General features: G+C 44.3%; 22 protein-coding genes. 13 read left to right on the forward strand and 9 right to left on the reverse strand.

What is annotated here, in order from left to right:
* Nucleotides 1-28 precede the first annotated feature (28 nt).
* From QZW47_RS21730 to QZW47_RS21740, 3 genes are all read right to left on the reverse strand, one after another.
* Nucleotides 29-883, reverse strand: a complete 855-nt coding sequence (locus QZW47_RS21730) for a hypothetical protein (RefSeq protein ID WP_293131224.1) — start codon at nt 881-883, stop codon at nt 29-31.
* Between the two features lie 293 nt (nt 884-1,176).
* On the reverse strand, nt 1,177-1,533 hold the full coding sequence (locus QZW47_RS21735; RefSeq protein ID WP_293131227.1) for a hypothetical protein: 357 nt from the start codon (nt 1,531-1,533) through the stop codon (nt 1,177-1,179).
* Between the two features lie 117 nt (nt 1,534-1,650).
* Nucleotides 1,651-2,139 (reverse strand): DUF6232 family protein, encoded by a 489-nt coding sequence (locus QZW47_RS21740; RefSeq protein WP_293131230.1) that lies wholly within the window; start codon nt 2,137-2,139, stop codon nt 1,651-1,653.
* A gap of 217 nt (nt 2,140-2,356) precedes the next feature.
* Between QZW47_RS21740 and QZW47_RS21745 the strand changes: the two genes are divergently transcribed.
* The 4 genes from QZW47_RS21745 (at nt 2,357) to QZW47_RS21760 (ending at nt 3,539) form a co-directional block, all read left to right on the forward strand.
* On the forward strand, nt 2,357-2,917 hold the full coding sequence (locus tag QZW47_RS21745; protein WP_366930915.1) for a hypothetical protein: 561 nt from the start codon (nt 2,357-2,359) through the stop codon (nt 2,915-2,917).
* A 108-nt stretch (nt 2,918-3,025) separates the two neighbouring features.
* Nucleotides 3,026-3,235, forward strand: a complete 210-nt coding sequence (locus tag QZW47_RS21750; protein ID WP_293131233.1) for a hypothetical protein — start codon at nt 3,026-3,028, stop codon at nt 3,233-3,235.
* A complete protein-coding gene (locus tag QZW47_RS21755) occupies nt 3,232-3,387 on the forward strand; it encodes a hypothetical protein (RefSeq protein WP_293131236.1) in 156 nt (51 codons plus the stop codon). The genes QZW47_RS21750 and QZW47_RS21755 overlap by 4 nt, the downstream gene beginning before the upstream one ends.
* Nucleotides 3,384-3,539: a type II toxin-antitoxin system HicB family antitoxin gene (locus tag QZW47_RS21760; protein WP_293131239.1), complete on the forward strand. Its 156-nt coding sequence runs from the start codon at nt 3,384-3,386 to the stop codon at nt 3,537-3,539. The genes QZW47_RS21755 and QZW47_RS21760 overlap by 4 nt, the downstream gene beginning before the upstream one ends.
* 43 nt (nt 3,540-3,582) lie before the next feature.
* Here the strand turns inward: QZW47_RS21760 and QZW47_RS21765 are convergent, their stop codons facing one another.
* The 3 genes from QZW47_RS21765 to QZW47_RS21775 all read right to left on the reverse strand — a co-directional run bounded on the left by QZW47_RS21765 (nt 3,583) and on the right by QZW47_RS21775 (nt 5,842).
* A complete protein-coding gene (locus QZW47_RS21765) occupies nt 3,583-4,101 on the reverse strand; it encodes a hypothetical protein (protein WP_293131242.1) in 519 nt (172 codons plus the stop codon).
* A 262-nt stretch (nt 4,102-4,363) separates the two neighbouring features.
* Nucleotides 4,364-5,041, reverse strand: coding sequence for a class I SAM-dependent methyltransferase (locus QZW47_RS21770; protein ID WP_293131244.1), 678 nt, complete (start codon nt 5,039-5,041; stop codon nt 4,364-4,366).
* A gap of 426 nt (nt 5,042-5,467) precedes the next feature.
* A complete protein-coding gene (locus QZW47_RS21775) occupies nt 5,468-5,842 on the reverse strand; it encodes a DUF1257 domain-containing protein (protein ID WP_293131246.1) in 375 nt (124 codons plus the stop codon).
* A gap of 333 nt (nt 5,843-6,175) precedes the next feature.
* On the opposite strand from QZW47_RS21775, the gene QZW47_RS21780 reads away from it, so the two are divergent.
* The 3 genes from QZW47_RS21780 (at nt 6,176) to QZW47_RS21790 (ending at nt 11,969) form a co-directional block, all read left to right on the forward strand.
* Nucleotides 6,176-7,366, forward strand: a complete 1,191-nt coding sequence (locus QZW47_RS21780; RefSeq protein WP_293131249.1) for a WD40 repeat domain-containing protein — start codon at nt 6,176-6,178, stop codon at nt 7,364-7,366.
* A gap of 573 nt (nt 7,367-7,939) precedes the next feature.
* A complete protein-coding gene (locus QZW47_RS21785; protein ID WP_293131252.1) occupies nt 7,940-10,315 on the forward strand; it encodes a PAS domain S-box protein in 2,376 nt (791 codons plus the stop codon).
* Nucleotides 10,305-11,969, forward strand: a complete 1,665-nt coding sequence (locus QZW47_RS21790; protein ID WP_293131255.1) for an EAL domain-containing protein — start codon at nt 10,305-10,307, stop codon at nt 11,967-11,969. The genes QZW47_RS21785 and QZW47_RS21790 overlap by 11 nt, the downstream gene beginning before the upstream one ends.
* A gap of 140 nt (nt 11,970-12,109) precedes the next feature.
* Here the strand turns inward: QZW47_RS21790 and QZW47_RS21795 are convergent, their stop codons facing one another.
* The gene (locus QZW47_RS21795; protein ID WP_293131258.1) at nt 12,110-13,501 is read right to left on the reverse strand and encodes a J domain-containing protein; all 1,392 of its coding nucleotides are present in this window, start codon (nt 13,499-13,501) and stop codon (nt 12,110-12,112) included.
* A 177-nt stretch (nt 13,502-13,678) separates the two neighbouring features.
* Between QZW47_RS21795 and polA the strand changes: the two genes are divergently transcribed.
* From polA to QZW47_RS21825, 6 genes are all read left to right on the forward strand, one after another.
* The gene (gene polA, locus QZW47_RS21800; protein WP_293131261.1) at nt 13,679-16,738 is read left to right on the forward strand and encodes a DNA polymerase I; all 3,060 of its coding nucleotides are present in this window, start codon (nt 13,679-13,681) and stop codon (nt 16,736-16,738) included.
* A gap of 40 nt (nt 16,739-16,778) precedes the next feature.
* Nucleotides 16,779-16,919 carry a hypothetical protein gene (locus QZW47_RS21805; protein ID WP_293131264.1) on the forward strand — a complete coding sequence of 47 codons (141 nt, stop codon included), beginning with the start codon at nt 16,779-16,781 and terminating at the stop codon, nt 16,917-16,919.
* A gap of 30 nt (nt 16,920-16,949) precedes the next feature.
* Nucleotides 16,950-17,699, forward strand: coding sequence for a DUF1698 domain-containing protein (locus tag QZW47_RS21810; protein ID WP_293131267.1), 750 nt, complete (start codon nt 16,950-16,952; stop codon nt 17,697-17,699).
* A 66-nt stretch (nt 17,700-17,765) separates the two neighbouring features.
* Entirely contained in the window at nt 17,766-18,338 is a 573-nt protein-coding gene (locus QZW47_RS21815; protein WP_293131270.1) for a thermonuclease family protein, read from the forward strand.
* An 888-nt stretch (nt 18,339-19,226) separates the two neighbouring features.
* Nucleotides 19,227-19,748, forward strand: a complete 522-nt coding sequence (locus QZW47_RS21820; protein WP_293131273.1) for a hypothetical protein — start codon at nt 19,227-19,229, stop codon at nt 19,746-19,748.
* Nucleotides 19,749-20,162: 414 nt separating this feature from the next.
* Nucleotides 20,163-21,878 carry a HAMP domain-containing sensor histidine kinase gene (locus QZW47_RS21825; protein ID WP_293131276.1) on the forward strand — a complete coding sequence of 572 codons (1,716 nt, stop codon included), beginning with the start codon at nt 20,163-20,165 and terminating at the stop codon, nt 21,876-21,878.
* Between the two features lie 585 nt (nt 21,879-22,463).
* On the opposite strand, the gene QZW47_RS21830 is transcribed toward QZW47_RS21825, so the two are convergent.
* Together QZW47_RS21830 and QZW47_RS21835 are read right to left on the reverse strand one after the other, a co-directional pair.
* Entirely contained in the window at nt 22,464-22,670 is a 207-nt protein-coding gene (locus tag QZW47_RS21830; RefSeq protein ID WP_293131279.1) for a type II toxin-antitoxin system prevent-host-death family antitoxin, read from the reverse strand.
* A gap of 19 nt (nt 22,671-22,689) precedes the next feature.
* A complete protein-coding gene (locus QZW47_RS21835; protein ID WP_293131282.1) occupies nt 22,690-22,938 on the reverse strand; it encodes a type II toxin-antitoxin system RelE/ParE family toxin in 249 nt (82 codons plus the stop codon).
* Nucleotides 22,939-23,039 lie beyond the last annotated feature (101 nt).

Raw genomic sequence — 23,039 nt, forward strand, 5'->3', positions numbered from 1 at the left:
GCTTTTAGCTTCTGATTAGATCAATACGCTAATTTTCCAGGGTATAAACATAGTCACCATTGTTAGATTTATCAGGCATACTAAATTCGAGTTTGTATCCTGAAGCACCTTTGACATCAATTTTTTCCTTCAATGCTTGACCGCGACTCACATTAATACTCTTTCGTAAATTTCCGTCAACGTAGACTTTAACTAATATACGATTCAATACCGAATCGTCAGGCAAGCCATATGCTATTAAAAGGTTGCCAGAGTTTTGTTGAATTTTACACACAAGCGACTTAGTAACATCTTTGTTAACAAAGAATCTCGACAAAGGTTGTTCGGCTTTATTTGCAACAGAAATTATATCTTTGTATTCGCCATCGGGATAAAAAATAAATGGTTTACACTCAACTTCTAGCTTCACTGAAGGAGGAGAGAATGGAGTGAGTGAAACTTCCGTAGCAGCAGGGGTTGGAACAGAAGTTGGTTGACTAGGAGATGTTTGTGATGTTAATGATGATGTCTTTTTTAACATATATGTCCTTGTCAAAATGGGATCTTTTTTTAGATCAATTACATAACTATTTGTTGTAAATCCCTCTTTTCTTAGCGTGACTTGTACATCTGTCGTGGTAGGTATTTTGATTTTAGCGTAACCATTAGAATCTGTGAATATTGTCCCTGGTGGCCCCTGTGATTTGAATTCAACATTAACATCTAAAAGAGGTTCTTTAGAGTCAGTCTGAACTGTGAGTTCAACTTCTTTCATCTCAGAATCGTTAGAAGACTGATTAGTTTCAAGTCCGAAAACCTTACGAACTTCGGGAGTCGTCACAGATGCTCCAAGAGCTATAATTGAGATTAAAATACCGATGTAAATAGTCCACTTTGAGTTCATAGATTTACTTCCTTATAACTAATTTTTTATCCTGCGTTAAATATACATACATTGGCGCAAACTGCGTTTCCGAATTTTTTGAGAATTAATTTCTGATACAGGAAAGTCATTCTGGGTGATGCAGTGACAACAACATGAAAGCCTAGCTAGCAAAGGGTTTAAGCTGATCGTTTTAAAAAATATAGAGGTTGGCGATCGCTACTTTTTCGGGTTTAGACGATGGAAAGTGAGGCTGGCGGGCGATCGCACTTAGTTTTTGTTCGTAAGGGCGATCGCTCTTTGCATACCAGGAACTATTCTGGTTTTATCCAACCTTTGACGATCGCCTTGCCAACATTGACATACGGATTGGCTAAGAACTCTTCGATCGCAGCTTCACCTCCAGCCTGCAACGCACCAACCGCACGACGCTTGAAACTGGGGGTAGTTTCATCATTAACGTAAATAATTTTGTCATCCTCAGTAGCAGTTGGATTAGTTTCCTCTAACTGTTTGAGAAGTTTTTGAATCTCAGCAGCCGCTTCTGCAAGAGTTTTCTTTTCTTCAGGTACACATTTACCTCTTACTTCATTACCATCTCCTTGAATGAAGGTGCCATCAAAATTACTTTCCTTGAAATTTGCAGAATAATTTACCACTGTTAATACCATCCTTGCTTACTGATGTTTACTTTTATTATGATGTTCTATTCACATCAAAATGAAACCTAGCATTTTTCTAAAATTGTCCTTTGTCAATTTTCACTTTTTTGACTAAATTATTCAATTCTAACGTAGCATTTTATTGTCATTTCCCATGATAAATTGACCTGTAACAGTGCTGTTGGAGATAGATAATTCGTAAATTTTATTCTCTGCTTTTTCAATAAGCTCATATATATTGTTAATTTTTTCTTTAAGATGGGTCTTATCATTTGTCACAAAAAGGGTCTGATGACCAGAATTGAATGTGAGTAACAATCCGTAGTGTTTTGGCTTGGCAAAGTTCCAAATTACGCCTCCAATCGCAGCCAACATTAATACCGAACCTATTCCATTGTTAGCAATACCGACAATTGGCCCGATAATAAAAAGGACAACTATAATAATCCCCCAAGGAATCGCCCCTATCTCTACCTCTCCTTCACTAAAACCTGTAATATTATGAGTTTGGTAGACATCATTTGAAAAACGAACAGTTCTTTTAGTTATTGTAATAACTTTATCCCTCTCTAAAGTGATGTTCTGATTACTTCCCAGGGGATTTGATGTTGCCATTGGGTATACCTGTAAAATGGATGCTTGAAATTTTGTGATGACACCCTTTTAAGCGCTCAAGCGCAAACCTAACCTAAAAGTTAATGTCCCTGATTATCTCTGCTAAAACCTTATTTTTTATACAATATACCAATCTAGGAAAAATAAAAGGCAGAAAAAGTTGGAAAAAGTTGGATCTTTCTAAAATTGGGACGCGAAGCAAAAAAGTTGCAAAAAGGTGGTAAAAGTTGGTTATAGTAACTACAGCCATCTCACCAGCCCACCTATGGACATTCCTCAAACAGTCCAATTTGTCGATGAAGCTGTCCGCACCAAGACAAGCAAACGTCTAAATGACTTGCAGCGCAGAATTATCGCGGGAATACTGAACCGTCAAAAATATGCTGATGTTGCAGAAACCTATGGTTATAGCGACAAGCACGTTAAAAAAGTCAGTCACGAGCTTTTGCAAATGTTATCCGATATCTTTGATGAACAAGTTAAAAAAAGTAATCTTGAATCCGTCTTAGAAAGGCATATACATCAGAATATAACAACTTTGGGTAATAATAATACTTTTAAAGATAGTAACAAAATTAGCTATATTAACAATTGTTCTAATCCCTCCATTCCTACCCCAGATGAAAGTCAGCCCGAAACTCCTGACTTTCATGGCAATAATCAAGCTAATATTGAAAGAATTGGTAAACTACGGCAGTTTGGCTTGAGCGACGAGCAAATTGCAGAGGTGCTAGAACTACCCTTAGATGTGGTTAAGCAGGTGGATTTTGAGGAGTAAGTTTGCGCTATTTGCGAATTTTAGTCGATCGCACTTAATTTTCTTTGTTATAATCATCGAAGGTTGCCCGATCGCAGTAAAATAAAATATCGCCACATATTTTAAGCTATGAACACACAACTCATTGAATCCTTAGTACAAATCATTCAGACACTCTCAAAAGAAGAGCAATTGCTAATAAAAGCAAAATTGTTTAGCAACATCCCCTATCCTTCAATTGTGGAAATAACGCAGTTAGCCCAAAGCGGAGGAGCATTTCAATTCCTGCAAGATGAGCCTGATATTTACACCCTTGAAGATGGAGAACCAATTCAGTGAAGCTAAAAAAAGGAGATATTTCAAGCGTTGTGCGTAATTCCCAGAAACCGGGTTTCTTCCGAGATATTTCGCCACCCAACCCAAATTTCGTGAGAAACCCGGTTTCTGACGCTTTGCCTACTTCTCAGAAACCGAATTGGAGAATCAATTGAAAATCAAAATTATCATCCACGAAGCAGAAGAAGGCGGATATTGGGCAGAAGTTCCTGCTATTCCTGGCTGTGCAACACAGGGAGATACCTTGGAGGAATTGCTGCAAAATCTCTATGAAGCAATTCAAGGTTGTCAAGCGTGTAGATATTGAATCCATCGAGACAGAATTATAGAGATTGCGATATGAACTCCACCTATCCGACAACCAGCAGTTCATTAAACTTATTTTTCAAATCAGACGAGACCGTCAGCGGCTTGTAAACCTCACCCTCATACAGTTTCCAGACATATCCCGAACTGAACGATCGAAAAGCTGGAGGCGAACCAACCGCCTGCCAAATACTATCAGCTAAAACTAATCCAGGAAAAGATAGAGTAGAAGACTCTTCAATCAACTCGCTGTAAGTTCTAAACTCGTCCACTTCTAAACCAACCAAAGCATACCGAAAAGTTGGAGCCGATCGCAAAAACTGATATAGCAAAATACCCAATTCAGTCATCAGATAAGCAGTTTCCGGCGTATTTATGCCAACTTCACTGATACTACTGGGAGAAACTCGGCACCACCAATTATCCTCCATGTCCTGAAAAATTCCGGTGCGACATTGGGATTTGCTGTCGTTTGAGAGAACCCAAGAAACCTTATCGAAATATTGGGAAAACTTTTCGGCGACAGTTTGTTCTGCACCGCATTCAGCAGATAAACTAAACATCCATGCCATTGCTATTTCCTCTTTGACTGTTTCGGATTATTGCACCATTTCCCAATCTTTCTGAGTATTTGCCAGCGCTGCTTCATACTTCTCTAACAACATTGTAGTTCTTGGCAAGATGCTGACATGAGTCGGGCTGTCTTGGACTGCTTCGATTATGTCGATGGTGCGTCGCTCGTTAGATTTTTCGGATATTTTTGGATACTATCGATGGCGACACACCCTACCAATATTGTTGCATTAATTTCTTGAATTGGTATAGTTACTGACAAATCAAGATTAAGGAAAGAGGGATTTTCGTCTGCGGGTGAATCGGTTCCTCTAATTCAACTACTGTCCAGCCAGATTTTGATACTTGTTGAAACCAGGAACTAATTGTGCGAAAATACCACGGCATCGGCGCTTTAAAATCTCCGCCTAAATTGTCGAAATTCTCGGTTTTCCATCCATCAACATAGGGCTGTTGTTGACACGCTGTGCATGGATGAACTGTCTGGATTAACAGATGTCCGTCTGAGATTATTGTTTGGCGTAACGATCGCAATAAATCTCCAATTTCCTCACCGAGTAGCGAAAAATTGCAGACAATCCCATCGTAGGATTGACCAACTATCAACGGATTGGCAATCATCTCATCGTAGCCGATCGCCCGAAAACAACCGCTGCTTTTCTCGATCGCGCGATCGACTAAAGTACCGCAAGCATCTACTCCAACCACCTCTACACCTTGCTTTCCTAACGCCCGCGCCAGCCAACCTTCACCGCATCCGACATCCAACACTCGCCGAAGCTGATAGCGCACAACTGCTTGCACAATAGCCTCATCGGTTGCTGCGCGGCGGCTGGCGACCTCGTTTTGGTCGATCGCCCGCGTCCATGCGTCAGCATTTACTTCCCAACTTTGTCGAATTTGTTGCTCTCGATCGGATTGGATCGTCATTATTTTAGTTTATTGATATCATGTCCGCACGTGCGAAGTGCGATCGATTTGGTTCGTAGTACGTCCTGGCGTCCGCATCATGAAAGCGGACTAAAGTCCGCACTACGAACCTTTTTTGTTATAGTAATCGAGCGGATATGTCATCGATTTGGTTGGTAGTAAGTCCTGGCGTCCGCATCATGAAAGCGGACTAAAGTCCGCACTACGAACCTTTTTTGTTATGCTAATCGAGCGGATATGTCAAAGAAGCTGCGGGTGCATTTCAATGAAGGCAAATATGTTTGTAGGGGCGAAGCATGACCGCAGTCAATATGGGATTATAACTAATAACTTATATGCGGTCATGCTTCGCCCTCTTCAAAAGTTATATGCACCCGAATTTGCCGCCAGTTTAATTTGTCAGCTACTGTTTGCTTTAACCGATCGCTAAACCCATCTACCCACTACAACTCTCACCGTTCCATCCGCCAAAGTTTCCTCTTGTTCAACATTAAAACCCTCTGAATGCACGGCAGCCATCAAACTTTTATGGGCGTATTTTTGACTAATTGAATTAACAAATTCTTGCTGGTTAATTCGAGCGCCCCAAAAATCCGCCACCAATTCATAATCCTCTCCGCTGCGCCGAAAACCCAAATCGTAACCGTTGGATTGCCTAATTACATACTCAGCATTAATTTTGTCGCCGCGATAACCCCGTACCTGCACATTGGACTCTACTTGATAACCCAACTCTTCCAACACTTGATGCAGCAGTTCGCCGTTTTTGATCTGAACCTTGATCGTTGTGAAGTGTGACATATCACTTTCTGATTTTTGTGTGAAACGCTAATTTGATTATAATTGGATAAACACCAACAGTCAATAAGTTATATCGATTCCGGTGGCACTCCTCATAATTGTTGACTGTTGAGCCTCCGTCGAAGGGTTCAGGACACCGCTGTTGACTGTTGAGACTTTGCACATTTGAACAATACTGATGCAACCGGAAACGATATTTTAACTTGTACTTTCCAACGCACTGTTTACGATAACTATGGGGTTTTGCAGGCTAGCATCTGCACGTAAACTCTTAGGCAATCATTCTTTCCCAATTCCCAATTCCCAATTCCCAATTCCCCAATCTAACATCCTATGATTGCTGACAATTCTAACGAACCAAGAGAGTATGATGCCGTCCTCGGCGGTCAAAGTCAAATCCCGATCGCCGCCGCTGTTTTAGGAGGCATCGCCGGAGTCAAGCAGCGCTTGCACAATCCTAGTATCGAGTCGCGGATTGCCGCCGTTAAAGATGCTCCTAAATACGGAGATGCAGGTTTGAAGTTAGCAATTGAGGCGCTGCTCGATCCGGCTCCCGAAGTCCAGCGAGTTGCTTATGCTGTTTTGCGGCAAAGGACAGAATCTTTTGTGCGTCAAGCTTTAACAAAATTCTTACCTTACTCGCTTTTTGAGTGCATCCGTACAGTCAAAACAGGCACAAATGTGGCGATTAGTCCAGCGGGCGATCGCACGGCGAGCTTGCACGGCAAAATAATTAGAATTTGCGATTTAGAAACAGGAGAAATCCTGTATAATGTACAGAAGTATCCCCGCGCTAAAGAATCTTTTGTCCTTTGCCAAGAAAGTGAAGTTTTTGTCAGAAGCAGAAATACTCCAAAACACCGCGCGATCGACATTTGGCAGGGAGGAGAATTGCTGCATACTTCCCTCGGACACGAAGGGGAAATTACTGCAATTGTTATCAGTCCCGACAGTCAAGTTATCGCCACCGGTTCGGCAGATACTACTATCAAAATTTGGAATTCAGAAACGGGAAAGTTGATCTGTACTTTTGGCAATCTTTTAACTTGGAAAGCTCACAAAGCAGGAATTTCCTGTCTTGCTTTTAGCCCGATCGCACAAACTCTCGCTAGCAGCAGTTCTGACGGTACAATTAAACTCTGGAACCTCCGCAGCCGAGAATGCTCCCAAACAATTAAAGGTTATGCCAATTGTCTGGCTTTGAGTCCAGACGGGCAGACTCTGGCTGCTGGCGGCTGGGACAGAAATATTCAACTGCGCCAGCTATCGCATCCAGATAATTCGATTGCGTTAGCAGGGCATTTTAACTCGATAAATGCGATCGCCTTTAGTCCCGATGGGCGCACAGTTGTCAGTGCTAGCGCCGACGGTAATCTCAAATTTTGGCATCCCAGCACCGGCGAACACATTCACACTCTCACTGGGCATCAAAACTCTGTTACTTGTCTTACTTTTAGCAGCGATGGCGAAACTTTAATCAGCGGCAGTTTAGATAAAACTGTCAAAACTTGGGGGATTAATTGAAGGAATCAAAAACAGGAAAGAGGCCGGAAGCAGCAAGAGCCAACAAGGAAAAGTAGGCGTTGCTGAATGCAGGCCAGAAGCGCTCGCACGCCGGAGGTTTGGTGGAATTTTTGATGAATCGTACCATGTTCTTAACGCCGAACCTCCTTCCTAACTGCAAACAGTTTTGATGACCGATAGTTTACCTGATATGAGGCAAGAGTGCGTCCGGGACTGTTTAATAAATTCAAAAGTCCGGATTACCGAGCCGGATCTGCGTGAATCTACAGAAACAATTATAATAAATTTACGGTTCCGCCTTTCGTGCAACCCGAGGATTGCGGACTTTCTTTTTCCATCACTACACATAATTACCGTAAAAGTACGGATTCGCAGACATTGATCGGCTTTTTGTGAATTTTTCAATAGTCCAGAAAATCCGATCGCTCTTCAATTCCTGAATGCTTTAAACTAAATTTAAACTATCCGATCTAACTCTGATCAGTATCCGGGCGAACTGTAATACTTCAATTAAAAAGTTTATGCTTACAAGGATCGGCAGGGCTTAAATATAAATTGCTTCTGAGAGGAACCATGTCACAGTGCAGCCAATCCATCTATTTTTCCTGCAACGCAGCAGAAATGTGCGAAACTGCTGCTGCGTTGCAGCAAACAGCCGATCGACTGACGGTTGAATTAAACAACACCCGCGATCGGCTGTCGGCAGAAATCGATCGCCTAAAACTTGCCAACGAAACCCTGCACGCCGCCCTCAGTTGTTCCCCTATTTTTATATGGGCAATTGATAAAGACGGCAAGTTAACTATGTCAGCAGGTAAAGGATTGGAAAATTTGGGGCTCGCAGCAGGTGCAACTGTCGGGGAGTCGATTTTTGCAGTTTACAGTCAGTCAGATATTTTAGAGAATATTGCCCAGGTACTGGCAGGAAACGATCGCACTTGGAATGCTCCAGAGGGGGATTTTACGCACGAAATTCGATCGACAGCCCTGCGAAACGCAAACGGCGAAGTTGTCGGGGCTGTCGGTGTTTGTACTGATATTACCGAACGCCAAAAGTCGATCGCCACTCTGGAAACAGCAAATCAACAATTACAAGGCAGACTTCAGCAGGAAACCGCAGTTTTGAATGCAGCGCTTATCGACAGCGAAAAAAAGTACCGCAACCTGGTAGAAACGTCCCAAGAGTTAATTTGGTCGATCGACATTCAAGGCATCTTGACTTTTGTCAATTCCGCCGCCAAACGCATCTACGGCTACGAGCCCCTAGAAATGATCGGCCGCCGCTTCACCGAGTTTTTGATTCCAGAACACAAAAATAGACAAATAGAAATATTAGCCCAACTTTTAGAGAAAACTAGCATTCACCCACAAATCTCTAACTCTCCTTACGAAATAGTACACATCCGCAAAGACGGTACAACCGTACACCTGCGCGTCAACAGCATCGTCAACCAAGCGGAAAACGGCGCTATTTTAGGTTTGTGCGGCACCGCAACAGATATTAGCGATCGCAAGCGATCGGAAGAAGCACTGCAAGAAGCTACAGATCAACTTCGAGCCGTCTTGGATGCCGTACCCGGACTAATATCTTGGGTAAGTTCAGATTTGCGGTATATCGGAGTCAACCAACACCTAGCAACCTCGTTCAAACGTTCTCCCGAAAGCTTTGTCGGTCAAGAAATCAACTTTCTCGACAAAGGCTCGACTTTTGGACAACTAATCCGAAACTTTTTTGACAGTTCATCTCAGCAAACATCGCAAGAAATAGACGTAGAAATTAACGGATTTACCCGTAATTATTTAATAGTAGCTCAGAAATACCATCAGGGAACCGCAGCAGTTTCAGTAGGGATAGACATTACCGCTCGCAAAGGCGCCGAAGCTCAAAAAACACAATTAATTGCTTCTTTGCAAGAGTCTGAACTAAAATTTCGCAGCCTTTACGAAGCCACCAGCGACGCAGTAATGCTGCTCGACGAACAACAATTTTTCGACTGCAACCCCGCCACCTTAGCAATATTTGGATGCACCAATCAAGCACAGTTTTACGGCAAAAAACCGAGCGAATTTTCGCCACAAATTCAGCCGAGCGGACAAGACTCGTGCAGTTTAGCAGCACAGAAAATATCCACAGCCATGCGAACCGGTAGCTGTCGCTTTGACTGGGTGCACAAACGTTTAGACGGTTCAGAATTTCCCGCAGAAGTGCTGCTAAATGCCATGGAAATTAACGGACGAAAAGTAATTCAAGCAGTAGTGCGGGACATTACAGATCGCAAGCGCGACGAGGATCGTATCAAAGCATCCCTCGCCGAAAAAGAAGTTTTCCTCAAAGAAATTCACCACCGCGTCAAAAACAACCTTCAAGTTATTTCCAGTTTGCTCAAACTTCAGTCCCGCTACATCCAAGACAGCCGGGTTACTGAAATGTTAAGAGAAAGCCAAAATAGAGTCAGGTCAATGGCTCTAGTTCACGAACAATTGTATCAATCCAAAGACTTGTCAAATATTGACTTTGCTGAATACATCCAAAATCTTGCTCACAATCTATTCCAAGCATATGAGATTTATGCAGAAGGCGTCGAGTTGCAAACAACAATTGCTCCGTACTCTGTAAATATTGATACAGCCGTTCCTTGCGGATTGATCGTCAACGAGCTAGTAACGAATTGCCTAAAATATGCTTTTCCTGAACACAAAAAAGGTAAAATAAAGATAGATTTCACATTGGATAATAACAGGGTTTGCGTGCTGGTCGTAAGCGACAGCGGTATCGGTTTTCCTCAAGACTTAGATTATCGAAATGCCAGAACATTGGGTTTGCGCCTAGTGGGGTCTTTGGTGAAGCAAATTAGGGGAAAAATAGAACTATTAGAAACCGCAGGCACGACTTTTCAAATAACATTTTCGCAACCAACAATTCCTGGAAAAAAAATTAATGCTAGCTAGAAAAATCCTGATAGTTGAAGACGAAAGTATCATTGCCGAAGACATTTCAGATAGTTTAATAGCTTTGGGTTATAGTATAACAGGCATTGTCTATTCTGGAGAAGAAGCGATTCAATCTGCTACTGAATTACGACCAGATTTAATTTTGATGGATGTTAACTTGCAAGGAGAAATAGACGGCATTACAGCAGCAGAAGAAATTCGGGGACTATTTCATATTCCGGTAGTTTATTTGACAGCTTATGCTGATGAAAACACTTTGCGACGGGTCAATGCAACGCAACCATTCGGTTATATTGTCAAACCCTTTGAGGAAAAAAATTTACACACAACTATTCAATTAGCTCTCCACCGACACGAGCACGATAGCTTGACAAATTTGCCCAATCGTTCGCTGTTACGAGAGCAGCTAAGTCTGGTATTAGACAATCAAAAAGAATTCCCAGCAATGATTCCAGTTTTGACTCTGAGCTTAGATAGAATAAACCGGATTAACAGTACCTTGGGCCACGATATCGGCGATTCCGTACTTTGCAAAGTTGCCGAGCGGCTGAGCAACTTCACGGATCAAATTAATATAGTGGCTCGTTTGGAATCTGCCGAATTTGGGATTGCGATCAAACCAGTTGCGGAAAGACAGGATGCTGCCAAGATTGCTCGCAATATTTTAGATATTGTCGCCCAACCTATGATTGTTAAAGGCTCGGAACTCTACGTGACGGCAAGTATCGGCATTTCTTTATCTCCGGAGGACGGCTGCGATGGAGAGGAGCTACTGAAAAATGCTTATAGCGCCATGTGCAATTCTCAGGAGCGAGGAGGCAATAAGTATGAGTTTTATACTGCCAAAACAGCGATTAATTCTATCAACAAATTAACTCAAGAAACTTGCCTCCGCCATGCTTTAAAAAGGTCTGAATTTGAAGTTTACTATGAGCCGCAAATAGAAATCAAAACTGGGAAAATCATTGGTGCTGAAGCTTTGGTGCGCTGGAACCATCCAAAAAGGGGCAGAGTTTCCCCGGCGGAATTTATTCCAATGGCAGAAGAAATGGGTTTGATTGCACCGCTGGGCGAATGGGTGTTAGAGACTGCTTGCAGGCAAACTCAAGCTTGGCAAACAGAGGGTTTGCCTCCGCTGCGGGTAGCCGTCAACTTGTCGGCCCGCCAGTTTGAGAAAAAAAATTTGACGGAGAGAGTTAGCGAGATATTGAAAGAAACTAATCTCGATCCTAAATGCCTGCAATTAGAATTGACGGAAGGTCTGATTTTGCAAGATGAAAAAGCTGCCGCTCGAACTTTTACGGTGTGGAGAGATATGGGGATTCAGATCGCAATTGATGATTTCGGTACGGGATATTCTTCTTTGAGCTATCCGAAACGCTTGCCGTTTGATGCCATCAAAATTGACAAGAGTTTTATTCGCGATATCGCCGACGATCGCCAAAATGCAGCGATTACGGTAGCGATTATTCAAATGGCACACTGCATGAACATGACTGTGATTGCTGAAGGGGTAGAAAATCAGCAGGAATTGGCTTTTTTGTGCGATCGCGACTGCGATGAAATTCAAGGGCATTTTTTCAGTCATGCTTTGCCAAAGCTTGAGTTTGAAGCGCTGCTCAAAAGCGGTAAGTGCTGGAAGTTCAGTTGACAGTTGACAGTTGACAGTTGACAGGTAATGGGTAATGGGTAATGGGTAATGGGTAATGGGTAATGACTAATGACTAATGACTAATGACTAATGACCAATGACCACCCTTCGGCTACGCGAGCGGGTAAAATGACCAATGACTAATGACTAACCAACCAATATCCCAACCACAGCCCGAAACCGGAACTAACGACTAACAAGATAAATGTGTACAGCCCGCGGCCTGTGGCGATCGACCTTTCAGCAGCTACCATCCGCGCCACAACTCCAGCAATAACTCCCATCGCCGCCCAAGCCCCGTAAACAGTCTTAGAGCCGGCGATGGCCAAGGCCCCAGCCAAAGCGCCCGAACCCCCGCCAGCCAAAGCGCCCGCCCACGCCCCCATCCCCAGCCCGATCGCACCTGAGAGCCCGACGGGGCCCCGGGAATTCACCCCTACTTCCGCCGCCAGCCCGCACGTCAAGCCGACAATCCCCCAGCACACCGCCATCACCAAGGCCCTCACCCAATCGCCAGAACCCGTTCCCGCCAGAAATCCTACCACTGTGGTAACTCCCGCCCCCGCCAACACTACAGCCACGGCCAGAGACTCGGCGGCAGAACTGGCGATCGCCCCCAAACCAGCACCAACTAGCGCCCAAGCAGCCCCTGTTACCATTCCTCCCGCTTGAAAACCGACGAGCGACCCCCCCACCGCACCCGCAGAAACCAACGCCGCCAGCCACACTCTAGGCGTCGCCGAACCCTCGGCAAGCAAAATCGCAGCCCACAGCAAATCCGCACCGCAGATTAAAGTCCACATCCACGGCGGGGCTTCAAATTTCGTCAAAATGCAGCCCGTCACAGCGTAACTCGCCACGGCGATTGTCAGCGGCCCCCAAGGTTGGCTTGAATAGTTTTGAGATAGTCGCGGTTTTGAGTATTGAGTCGGAAATTCTTGTTTCCGGTTCAAAGTAAAGTGTGGATACTTGGGAGATGGGCGCGCTTCCCTCGCCACCCTGCGCCCAGATGGCTTTTTCCGGGCCCACCACGGGCGATTTTGAACAGTCAATCGTTTCTTGTGTTTGGAGTTGTTTTGAGTTGAAACTTTTGGGGAGGCGGCTTTTGGGCGGGGTTGACTGCGCTGGGAACCAAGCTTAGCGGCTGATTTTCCCGATCGCCTCCTCAGGGGCTTTTCTAGTGGCTTTTCCGCAGGTGGTGGTGGGGGCGGTTGCTGAACCTCTGGAGCGATCGAACTCGGTTGAGGCTGACTCAGAAACAAAAGCAACTCGTCGTAAGCTTGATTGATTTCTGTTAATCTTTGTTGAGCTTTTTGTTGCAGGCGATCGTTGTGGGCAAACCGATCGGGATGCCACACAAACGCTAAATCCCTGTAAGCGTGCTTAATTTCTTCTAAGGAAGCTCCCAGCTCTATTTCGAGGATTTCGTAGCATCGATTAATGTCACCCATAAGCTGCGATCGGCAGGCGTTGGTAAATGTGCGTGAAGCGAAGCTATCCCGTAGGGAATCGTACTTCTTATCTTCTACCATTCTCGGCCAAGCTGCACATTAAGCCGATCGAGCGATTTGGGATTTGAGATTTTGAGATTTGAGATTTGGGATTGAAGAATTGGGAATCATTTATTCTATAAGGGTTTAGAGCTTTTTTGCGGTTGCGTTCGGTTTTTCAACTGGGATGACAACTGGGTAGAATGGAAAAATAGTTTCGTGCGATCGCAATCTGTGTCAGTGACGGCAAATCAACCTCCTACCTTCATCTTAGTTGACGGCCACTCCCTGGCCTTTCGCTCCTACTTCGCCTTTTCCAAAAGTCGAGACGGAGGCTTGCGAACTACCACGGGCATTCCCACCAGCGTCTGTTATGGGTTTCTCAAGTCGCTGCTGGAAGTTATGGCCGTCCACGATCCCCAGTACATGGCGATCGCCTTTGACCTCGCCACGCCCACTTTTCGCCACGAAGCAGACGAAACCTACAAAGCCGGTCGTCCCGAAACCCCCGAAGATTTCATCCCCGATCTCAAAAACCTGCAAGAACTTCTGGGCTATCTCAATTTACCAGCAGTCACCGCTGGGGGCTACGAAGCCGACGACGTTTTGGGAACTTTGGCTAACAAAGCCAGCGCTGCGGGTTATGCGGTTAAAATCTTGACGGGCGATCGAGATTTGTTTCAATTAGTAGCAACCGAGAAAAACATCAGCGTACTATACTTGAGCACGGATGAACTCAGGCGATCGGGCAAAGGCAAATCCCAAGCATACGGCCCGGAAGAAGTCAAAGCCAAACTCGGCATTTTGCCCCCACAAGTAATAGATTACAAAGCCCTCTGCGGCGACAAATCCGACAACATTCCCGGAGTCAAAGGCATCGGCGACAAAACCGCCCTGCAATTGTTGGAAGCTTACAATACTCTAGATGGGATCTATGCAGCGATCGATGAGATTAAAGGCGCAACTAAGAAAAAGCTAGAAGAAGGCAAAGAAGCCGCCTATCATTCTCAAAAAATGGCGACAATTGTCCAAGAAGTCCCCTTAGAAATCAATTTAGAAGATTGCCAGCTCAAAGGTTTTGATGAAGCAGCATTGATTCCGATGCTGGAAAAGTTGGAATTTAAAACATTTTTAACCAAAGTTAAACAAATTCAAAAGCGGTTCGGTGGCACTCTTATTGACGAATCATCCTCGCTCCCAGGATCTACCTCGACTGAAAATACAGGAAAAGAACCCTTAGAAAAGAGCGGGGAAGATGCCAATTCCCCAATTAATGACTCAGAAAAAAGCGGGCAAGATGCCCACGCCACATCACATCAAACTTCTGAAAATTCAGAAGTAGACGAATTGTGGTTTTGGAGTTCTGCTGACACCAAAGCCGCCCAGCAGGAAAACAAACTGCCAATTAAACCGCGCATCATTCAAACAACCGAACAGTTAACCGAATTAGTTCAACTGCTGCAAACCCATACCGACAAATCCTCACCCGTGGCGTGGGATACCGAAACCACCGCCTTAGAAGCGCGAGACGCCGAATTAGTTGGAATTGGCTGCTGTTGGGGAACCGGAGAACAGGATTTAGCTTACATTCCCACCGGACACAAAACGGGCACAAACTTAGACAAAGCCACAGTTTTAAATGCTTTGCGTCCGATTTTGGAAGGCGAGAATTATCCGAAGGCGCTGCAAAATGCTAAATTCGATCGATCGATCCTGCGCTGTCAAGGCATCAAACTAATCGGAGTCGTGTTTGACACCATGCTAGCCAGTTACGTACTCAACCCAGAAACCAGCCACAGTCTCAGCGAATTGTCAAGGAAATACTTAGGCATTGTCGCCGAAAGTTACAAGGAATTAGTACCGAAAAACAAAACAATTGCTGACATCAGCATTGTCAAAGTAGCTGACTACTGCGGCATGGACGTTCATACTACATTTCAGTTAGTAGGTAAACTTAGAGCAGAATTGGATAAAGCTGATGAAGGTAGCTTTCCCGGAAAATCTTTGCACGAGTTACTACTGAAAGTAGAACAGCCCCTCGAACCAGTTTTAGCAGAAATGGAATACTGCGGTATTCGCATTAATTCAGCTTATCTCAATACCCTTTCCCAAGAGCTAGAAGTAAAATTAGCAAAATTAGAAGAAAATACCTATGAAGCAGCGGGAAGAAAGTTCAATTTAGGTTCGCCGAAACAACTCAGCGAAATCTTGTTAGAAAAAATCCCCGAAGAGTTTCAGAAAAAGTCTCGCAAAACCAAAACAGGATACTCGACAGACGCTGCTGTTTTGGATAAATTGCAAGGAGACCACCCGATTGTAGACGATTTATTGGAACACCGAACCTTATCCAAATTGAAATCAACTTATGTCGATGCTTTGCCGCAGTTGGTGCGTGCCGATACCGGGCGAGTGCATACAGATTTCAACCAAGCTGCAACGGGCACGGGCCGGCTTTCTTCTTCCAATCCCAATTTACAAAATATTCCCATCCGCACCGAGTTTTCGCGGCAAATTCGCAAGGCTTTTTTACCAGAGTCTGGTTGGCTGATGGTGTCGGCTGACTATTCTCAGATTGAATTGCGAATTTTGGCTCATTTGAGTCAAGAACCTGTGTTAATTGAAGCTTACCAAAATAATCGAGACGTGCATACCGTGACGGCTCAACTGCTGTTTGAAAAGGAGGAAGTCACGCCGGATGAACGGCGGTTTGGTAAAACGATTAATTTTGGGGTAATCTATGGTATGGGAGCGATTAAGTTTGGGCGATCGATGGGCAAATCGTCCGCAGATGGTAAAAAGTTTATTGAACGATTTAACCAGCGTTACAGTAAAGTGTTTGAATATTTGGAAAAAGTAAAAAAAGATGCGATCGCCCTAGGCTACGTTTCCACAATCCTAGGCCGCCGCCGCTACCTAAACTTCGAGAGCAAAACATTCAGCGACTTAAAAGGCAGCAACCCCGAAGACATTCACTCCAGCCTACTTAAATCCCTCACCAAAAATGACGCCCAATCTTTGCGGGCCGCCGCCAACGCTCCAATTCAAGGCTCCAGTGCTGATATCATTAAACTTGCCATGATTGAGGTACACAAAATTTTGCCCGACTATCAGGCGCGGCTGCTGCTGCAAGTTCATGACGAATTAATCTTTGAAGTCCCTCCCGATGAATGGGAAGAATTGCAGCCGAAAATTAGAACGGCGATGGAAAATGCCCTGCCACTTAGTGTACCGCTGGTAGTTGACATCCATGCGGGGCAGAATTGGATGGAAACTAAATAGATAGCAGTTACCTCACTTTTTGGAGAAAACAATTAAGATTATGGGCGCAGAAGAATTACCTTCCTGGCAGAATTTAAATCATTTAAAAAAGCGTGCCGCCGATTTACAATTACACTTTTCTCAAGCAGCTCAAAAAATGCAATCCGGGGGAACTCCTTTATCTCAAAATTTGGTTGAATAATTAACTATCTACCGCCAATATTTTGAGGAAATGCGGAGCAAATTCTACAAATTTTTCAGCCCAAAAACAGCCGCAATTCCGGAGAATATTTCTCTACAAGATATGGAAACATTGCTGCTAAAAGCCGAAGTAGCAAAGATTCCCACTTGGCATCACTGTATTGACCTCGGTTGCGGAGTCATCACTCCCGGCGGAGGCAAAACTTCTTCTCCCGAAACCGAACTAAAAATCGGACTTCCTGAAAGTTTAGCAGGAATGACTGTTTTAGATGTTGGTGCTTGGGATGGATTTTACTCTTTTGCCGCAGAAAGGCGCGGGGCTAAGCGCGTTTTGGCGACGGATTCTTTTGTTTGGCGATCCCCCGATATTGGCAAAGCAGGATTTGAACTGGCGCGCACAGTGCTTGAGTCTCAAGTTGAGGATATGGAAATAGATGTGCTGGAACTTTCGCCGGAGAAAGTAGGGGTTTTTGATGTGGTTTTGTTATTGGGAGTGCTTTACCACATGAGACATCCCCTCCTAGCTCTCGATCGCGTTTTCAGTGTCACCGGCAAGCTGTTAATATTAGAAACTCACGTTGATATGCTCGATTGTTCGAGACCAGCCGCAGCCTTTTACTGTGGCGCCGAACTGAACAACGATCCCACGAATTGGTTCGGGCCAAATCCTCTGGCGGTGAAAGGGATGCTCGAAAGTTCAGGATTCCGAGACATCAAACTTGTCAATACTGCTCAGGTTAGCGGTACTTGCGCCCGGATGGTTTTTCACGCTTGGCGTTAGGGATTGACTGAAAGTGTGCCCCATTTATCTGAACACAAAAATGCCAACTAATAAACAGACACAAATATGAACCAAACCAAAATCACCCTTTCTCCTAAAATCACCAGCTTGAGCGCAGTTGTTCTGCTATTCCTACTCTCCGGCTGTCCGCAAAAGCTACCGCCCAACAACTATGCTGTCAAACGAGTCAGCGACGGCGATACCCTTGTCGCCAGCGATGCCGCCGGGAAAGATATCAAAGTACGTTTTGCCTGCATAGATGCACCGGAAATTGCTCACACCAACGCTGAAAAAAATAGCAAAAAAGCAGCAGATAAAAATCAGTTTAAATGGGGAAATCTCGCCGAGGAAAGAATGCAGCAGCTCGTCAAAGAAGGGGGCGGTCGCGTCGTTTTGACAGTCACGGATACTGACCGCTACGGTCGCAAAGTTAGCGAAGTTCGCTTCCCAAACGGCACATTTGCTCAAGAAGTTTTGCTGCGCGAAGGATTAGCAATGGTTTACACTCCGTACTTGAAAAACTGTCCTAGTGCAACAGTTGTGAAACAAGCGGAAGCCGAAGCGAAGAAAAATCGCCGCGGTATTTGGGGAGATTCTAAGTTTGTGCCAGCTTGGAATTTTCGGCACAGCGATAAATGATGGGAACAGTTGACAGTTGACAGTTGACAGAAGAGCCCCGAGCGGAGTCGAGGGGTTGACAGTTGACAGAAGAGCCCCGAGCGAAGTCGAGGGGTTGACAGCTTGCGCTGAGCGACTTGCCCCGAGCGAAGTCGAGGGGAGTCGAAGAGTTGACAGTTGACAGAAGAGCCCCGAGCGAAGTCGAGGGGTTGACAGTTGATAGTTGACAGTTGACAGAAGGAAAAATCAATAAAAGATAACAAGTAAAAAACCACAAAAGAGTAATACCAAACATCAAAAATCAATGCAACAATATTGGTAGGCTGTGGATTCATAGACAGTATCTAACAAGAGATAATAAATTAGCTAGAGCGACGCACCATCACGACAATAATTAAGGAACGTTTACTCAATTAAGAATGTTGTATTAAGGATTTTTAAAAGTTGTATAAGAAGGAAGGAAGAAGCAAGAAGCAAGAAGGCTATTAAGGATTAGCAAGCAGGTAAAAAACAAAAATTAAGTAGAAGTAATAACTAACTATTGCCTGCGGAGAGTTGTTTGTCTAGTATATAGTAGTTCATGGTAGAGATTAGAGGTAGAGGTGCCGCTCCTCATGTCCGCAATCTGTGCAGCTTGGGCGATAGCTGACAGCCTCAAAAAGGGATACAATATCCCGAATTTAGTCACGGACAGCCCCAAATTTTAGACAGCAGTTTCACCTCCAAGATGAATCTGTGGAGTCAATCTAAAATCTAAAATCTAAAATCTAAAATCGACTGACGGCCAATTTTGATGCGAGCTTTTTTTTGAGAAAAGCCAACAAATGTGATAGGCTCCAGATAAATCAATAGACTGCTGACAAAAGCGGTCTATTGCAATCACCCAGAAATTAGTTTGAGGGGACATCAATGAATATCAAACATCTGACTATCTCCGGCATTGCACTGCTGCTGGGTACTGCAATGGTAGGGACTGCTATTGCTCAAGAACTGACGGACGGGCAAAAAACTGTTACTTGTCGCTTAAAAAATGAATTTGAACAGCGTTCGAGCAACGGTCAAAAATTGGTTTTTTGGCCGTTGATAGGCACTGTGCGGAAGCAAGTTTCATCTCCTTTTAGAGCGACGCTGCACCCAGATACTGAGTATACTTTTGTAGCTACTTGCGACGGAAATTGCCAGGATTTAAGCCTAACTCTTAAGGATGCCAGCGGTCAGGAAATCGGTGCGAGTCAAAAGACGGGCGAACTGGTGTCAATCTCTTTTACTCCTCCATCCCAAGGTGAATATCAAATCACTGCCAAGCCAGGAGAATGCACGAAGGCAGAGGGTTGCAGTTTCGGTATGGGCATCTTCGTTCCTGTCTCTGCTAGCATACCTAATGCTTCAAAACTTCCTGCTAAAATAGCACAATTTCAACTTTGCCAGTAGACGAACAGCGATCGTAAGTTGTGAGTTGCTGGTAGAGTTGAGCCTTGAATCACAAATCTCACTCGCAACTTGCAACTTATAACTCGCTACTTATGATATGTTCTTAATTCCTCAAACCCGGGTTTTGACGGTTTGGCTTCTTCGTTGCTTCTTTCCTGCTGCCTTTCGGCTGCGCTGAGCCTACAAGTCAAGGGAAGCGCTGACAGACAAGTCTTGCTTCTTCCTTCTTCCTTCAACATCTGCTACAGTTCGTTAACCATAACTCCTCCAAACTGTCAAGGAGGTTTCGCTGTGGAACCGTGCAAAGACCCCATAACTGCCGAAATCAGGGCAGAAATCAGAACTTTATTTACCCTTAGCCAAGCATCAATTAGAATATAGAGAGTGCCTCTTTGGGTGACGAGTACATTCCCCATGTCTTTAACCTTAGCCTTGAAAAATCAACTGCATAAAACTCCTCAAATAGGGATGAAAAGTCTGTTGGGCCGCTTGGGTATCAGGCAGAAAATCGGCTGCGGATACGCCTTTGTCGTTGGTATTGCCATTTTGGGTGCAGTGGCCGGACGGGGAGCAGAATCCTATCAAAAACAGCAAGTTAGAGAAAAACTGGCGATCGACCGAGATAAAGCCGAAATCCTGACCAATCTCAATAATACTGCCCAGGAAGTCAGAATTCACCAGCTATTGCTGCTGAATCTGACGGCAAAACCGCAAATTTTCGATCGCCAACGATCGGAGTTTCTGACTCGGGTGGCTCAGATGAGCGGGCAGCTAGAACAACTGCAAAGCCAAGCGCCGACTTCAAATTCCGATGCTGCAAAAGATTATCAAGAGATTCAAGAATTCGCCAAAGCCAACAGCAAAACAGTAGAAGCTTACTTCCAAGAAGTCCAGAAACTGCTGGGAAACGCCAAGTTATCTGGTTTGAATCCCAAACAGCAGCAGGTATTCCAGCAGAAATTGAATAATTTCGCCACGGGGAGCAACGCTTTTAAACTCGAACAGTTTTCGCAGGATTCCGCGACGCTGGCGGGCAACTTTCGCGACAAAGCAGAGGAGGCATTTAGAGCCTACGAGAAAGCAGAACAACTCGGAACTATAGTTCTCGGTTGCTCTTTGCTGGTATCTGCGGCGATCGCAGCCATACTTGCAGCATACACCAGCGGGGCGATCGCCCGACCGCTCGAAGCCACCACCGCGATCGCTCAGCGAGTCACAGAAGAATCGAACTTTGACCTGCAAGTACCCGTTACCACCTCCGACGAAGTAGGAATGCTGGCAGTTTCGATCAACGAACTGATCCAAAGAGTAGCCGAATACACGGAAGACTTGCAGGAAGCAAAAATAGCAGCCGAAGCTGCTAACCGCTCGAAAAGTGCATTTCTCGCCAACATGAGCCACGAACTCCGTACCCCCCTCAACGCCATCATCAACTACAGCGAAATGCTGCAAGAAGATGCTCAAGATTCGGGTTCCGAAGACTTTCTCCCCGACTTAGAAAAAATTCAAACCGCAGGCAAACATTTGCTCGACATGATTAGCGATATCCTCGATATTTCTAAAATAGAGGCAGGTCATGTCACGCTTTATTTGGAACACTTCGATGTAGCGACGATGATTGAAGAAGTGATGATTACAGCTCAACCGCTAGTAGAGAAAAAAGGTAATGCTTTAGCACTGCAAGTAAAAGGCGAACTTGGTATGATGTACGCCGACCAACCGAAAGTTAGGCAAATTCTCCTAAATTTGCTCAGTAATGCTGCCAAATTTACCGAAAAAGGCGTGATTACTATCGATATCGAAAAAGTGAAAAATAAACAACCAAAACCCAAGAAAAGAAATAAAAATAATGATTTTAACTCTGGTTCAAACTACATCTCTCAATTTTTAATTTTTCGAGTCAGCGACACTGGAATTGGCATGACAGACGAGCAATTAGAGCAGATATTTAAACCTTTTACTCAAGCTGATGCTTCGACTACTAAAAAGTACGGCGGCACGGGTTTGGGATTGACAATTAGCCAGCGTTTGTGTCAAATTTTGGGCGGCGAAATTAGCGTTGAAAGTGAAAACGGGAAAGGTTCAACTTTTATTGTCAGTCTCCCGGAACGGGTGGTGATGCAGGCTTGACAGTTGACAGTTGACAGTTGACAGTTGTCAGTTGACAGTTGTCATTAGCCGTAGGGTGCGTCGCCATCAACAATCCCTAAAAAAATCAACAATCCCCGAGCGACGCACCGGTGCAAAATTAATCAGCAGTCATTAGTTGTTATACACCAATACGGTTGACAAATAAGTAGGTAGGTGCAAATAAACCAAAGTATGTAACAAAAGGTAAAGGAATCGCAACCGCTGCGATTGCTTCGCTTCACTTCGTTTCGCTCGCAATGACAACTTATGTTTTTTTGCACTCATCTACTTAGGCTTTTTGACGAATTTCCGATCGCGATTTTATAGGCAATACAGGCATTTTTTGCAAGCCAGATTGTTCTTAAGTCAACCGTATTGGTTTATGCCTCAAGGAGTCTATGCTTTATTCATGAGGTTATTTACGTCCTCACCGATGTGGTGGTTGCTGTGTTTTTTCCCAAGTTAGAGTTCTTACATAAATCTTTGATTGATAGATCGATCGCTGATTTAAGGCAGACAAACACAGATAGACGCAGCTCATTCTAAAATAAATATGTTTGCGAATGACTAAAATAATTCTAAGGATTAATTATTGAGCAATCCTAACATTTTTTTCACTTCTGCTAAAGGTATAGAAGGCTGATTTCCATCTTCCTCTTTGGCTGCCCTCAAATCAATCAAGTCTTCTATGTCAGCAATTAATTCTTTGAGTGCTTCAAATTCTTCATAAGGTATCACGGCAAATTCTTTTTTGCCGTTTTTGGTGATAAACTCAGGATGTAATGGAATCATTGATATTTTCTCCAGGCGTTTAAGTGTAAGCATCTTTGCGATGTTTGACGCGGTAGATCACCAAAATATCTTCCTCAATTTCAAATAAAACTCGGTAATCTCCTACCCGCAGGCGATATTCTGGCGTATAGTTTGTTAAACGTTTCACATCCCCCGTCAAATTATTTTGGATCAACTCAATTTTAGTCAGAACTCGGCTTTGTACCTCCGCGGGCAAAGATTGTAAATCTTTGATCGCTTTCGGCTTAAACTCAACTTGGTAATTCATCAAAGTGCCACTTTTAGGCGGGACAGTTTACCTTTTGCCTGCGAGGGACTGCGACAAAGGACGGAAATACCTATCTACAGATACGGGAACACCGATCCGAT

The organism is Microcoleus sp. bin38.metabat.b11b12b14.051 (genome assembly GCF_013299165.1).
Taxonomy (GTDB): Bacteria; Cyanobacteriota; Cyanobacteriia; order Cyanobacteriales; family Microcoleaceae; genus Microcoleus.

Excerpts from the sequence above, each read along its gene's own strand:
- QZW47_RS21730 (WP_293131224.1), bottom strand. The coding sequence starts at position 883 with ATGAACTCAAAGTGGACTATTTACATCGGTATTTTAATCTCAATTATA.
- QZW47_RS21735 (WP_293131227.1), bottom strand. The coding sequence starts at position 1,533 with ATGGTATTAACAGTGGTAAATTATTCTGCAAATTTCAAGGAAAGTAAT.
- QZW47_RS21740 (WP_293131230.1), bottom strand. The coding sequence starts at position 2,139 with ATGGCAACATCAAATCCCCTGGGAAGTAATCAGAACATCACTTTAGAG.
- QZW47_RS21750 (WP_293131233.1), top strand. The coding sequence starts at position 3,026 with ATGAACACACAACTCATTGAATCCTTAGTACAAATCATTCAGACACTC.
- QZW47_RS21765 (WP_293131242.1), bottom strand. The coding sequence starts at position 4,101 with ATGTTTAGTTTATCTGCTGAATGCGGTGCAGAACAAACTGTCGCCGAA.
- QZW47_RS21770 (WP_293131244.1), bottom strand. The coding sequence starts at position 5,041 with ATGACGATCCAATCCGATCGAGAGCAACAAATTCGACAAAGTTGGGAA.
- QZW47_RS21775 (WP_293131246.1), bottom strand. The coding sequence starts at position 5,842 with ATGTCACACTTCACAACGATCAAGGTTCAGATCAAAAACGGCGAACTG.
- QZW47_RS21780 (WP_293131249.1), top strand. The coding sequence starts at position 6,176 with ATGATTGCTGACAATTCTAACGAACCAAGAGAGTATGATGCCGTCCTC.
- QZW47_RS21785 (WP_293131252.1), top strand. The coding sequence starts at position 7,940 with ATGTCACAGTGCAGCCAATCCATCTATTTTTCCTGCAACGCAGCAGAA.
- QZW47_RS21790 (WP_293131255.1), top strand. The coding sequence starts at position 10,305 with ATGCTAGCTAGAAAAATCCTGATAGTTGAAGACGAAAGTATCATTGCC.
- QZW47_RS21795 (WP_293131258.1), bottom strand. The coding sequence starts at position 13,501 with ATGGTAGAAGATAAGAAGTACGATTCCCTACGGGATAGCTTCGCTTCA.
- QZW47_RS21805 (WP_293131264.1), top strand. The coding sequence starts at position 16,779 with ATGGGCGCAGAAGAATTACCTTCCTGGCAGAATTTAAATCATTTAAAA.
- QZW47_RS21810 (WP_293131267.1), top strand. The coding sequence starts at position 16,950 with ATGCGGAGCAAATTCTACAAATTTTTCAGCCCAAAAACAGCCGCAATT.
- QZW47_RS21815 (WP_293131270.1), top strand. The coding sequence starts at position 17,766 with ATGAACCAAACCAAAATCACCCTTTCTCCTAAAATCACCAGCTTGAGC.
- QZW47_RS21820 (WP_293131273.1), top strand. The coding sequence starts at position 19,227 with ATGAATATCAAACATCTGACTATCTCCGGCATTGCACTGCTGCTGGGT.
- QZW47_RS21825 (WP_293131276.1), top strand. The coding sequence starts at position 20,163 with ATGTCTTTAACCTTAGCCTTGAAAAATCAACTGCATAAAACTCCTCAA.
- QZW47_RS21830 (WP_293131279.1), bottom strand. The coding sequence starts at position 22,670 with ATGATTCCATTACATCCTGAGTTTATCACCAAAAACGGCAAAAAAGAA.
- QZW47_RS21835 (WP_293131282.1), bottom strand. The coding sequence starts at position 22,938 with ATGAATTACCAAGTTGAGTTTAAGCCGAAAGCGATCAAAGATTTACAA.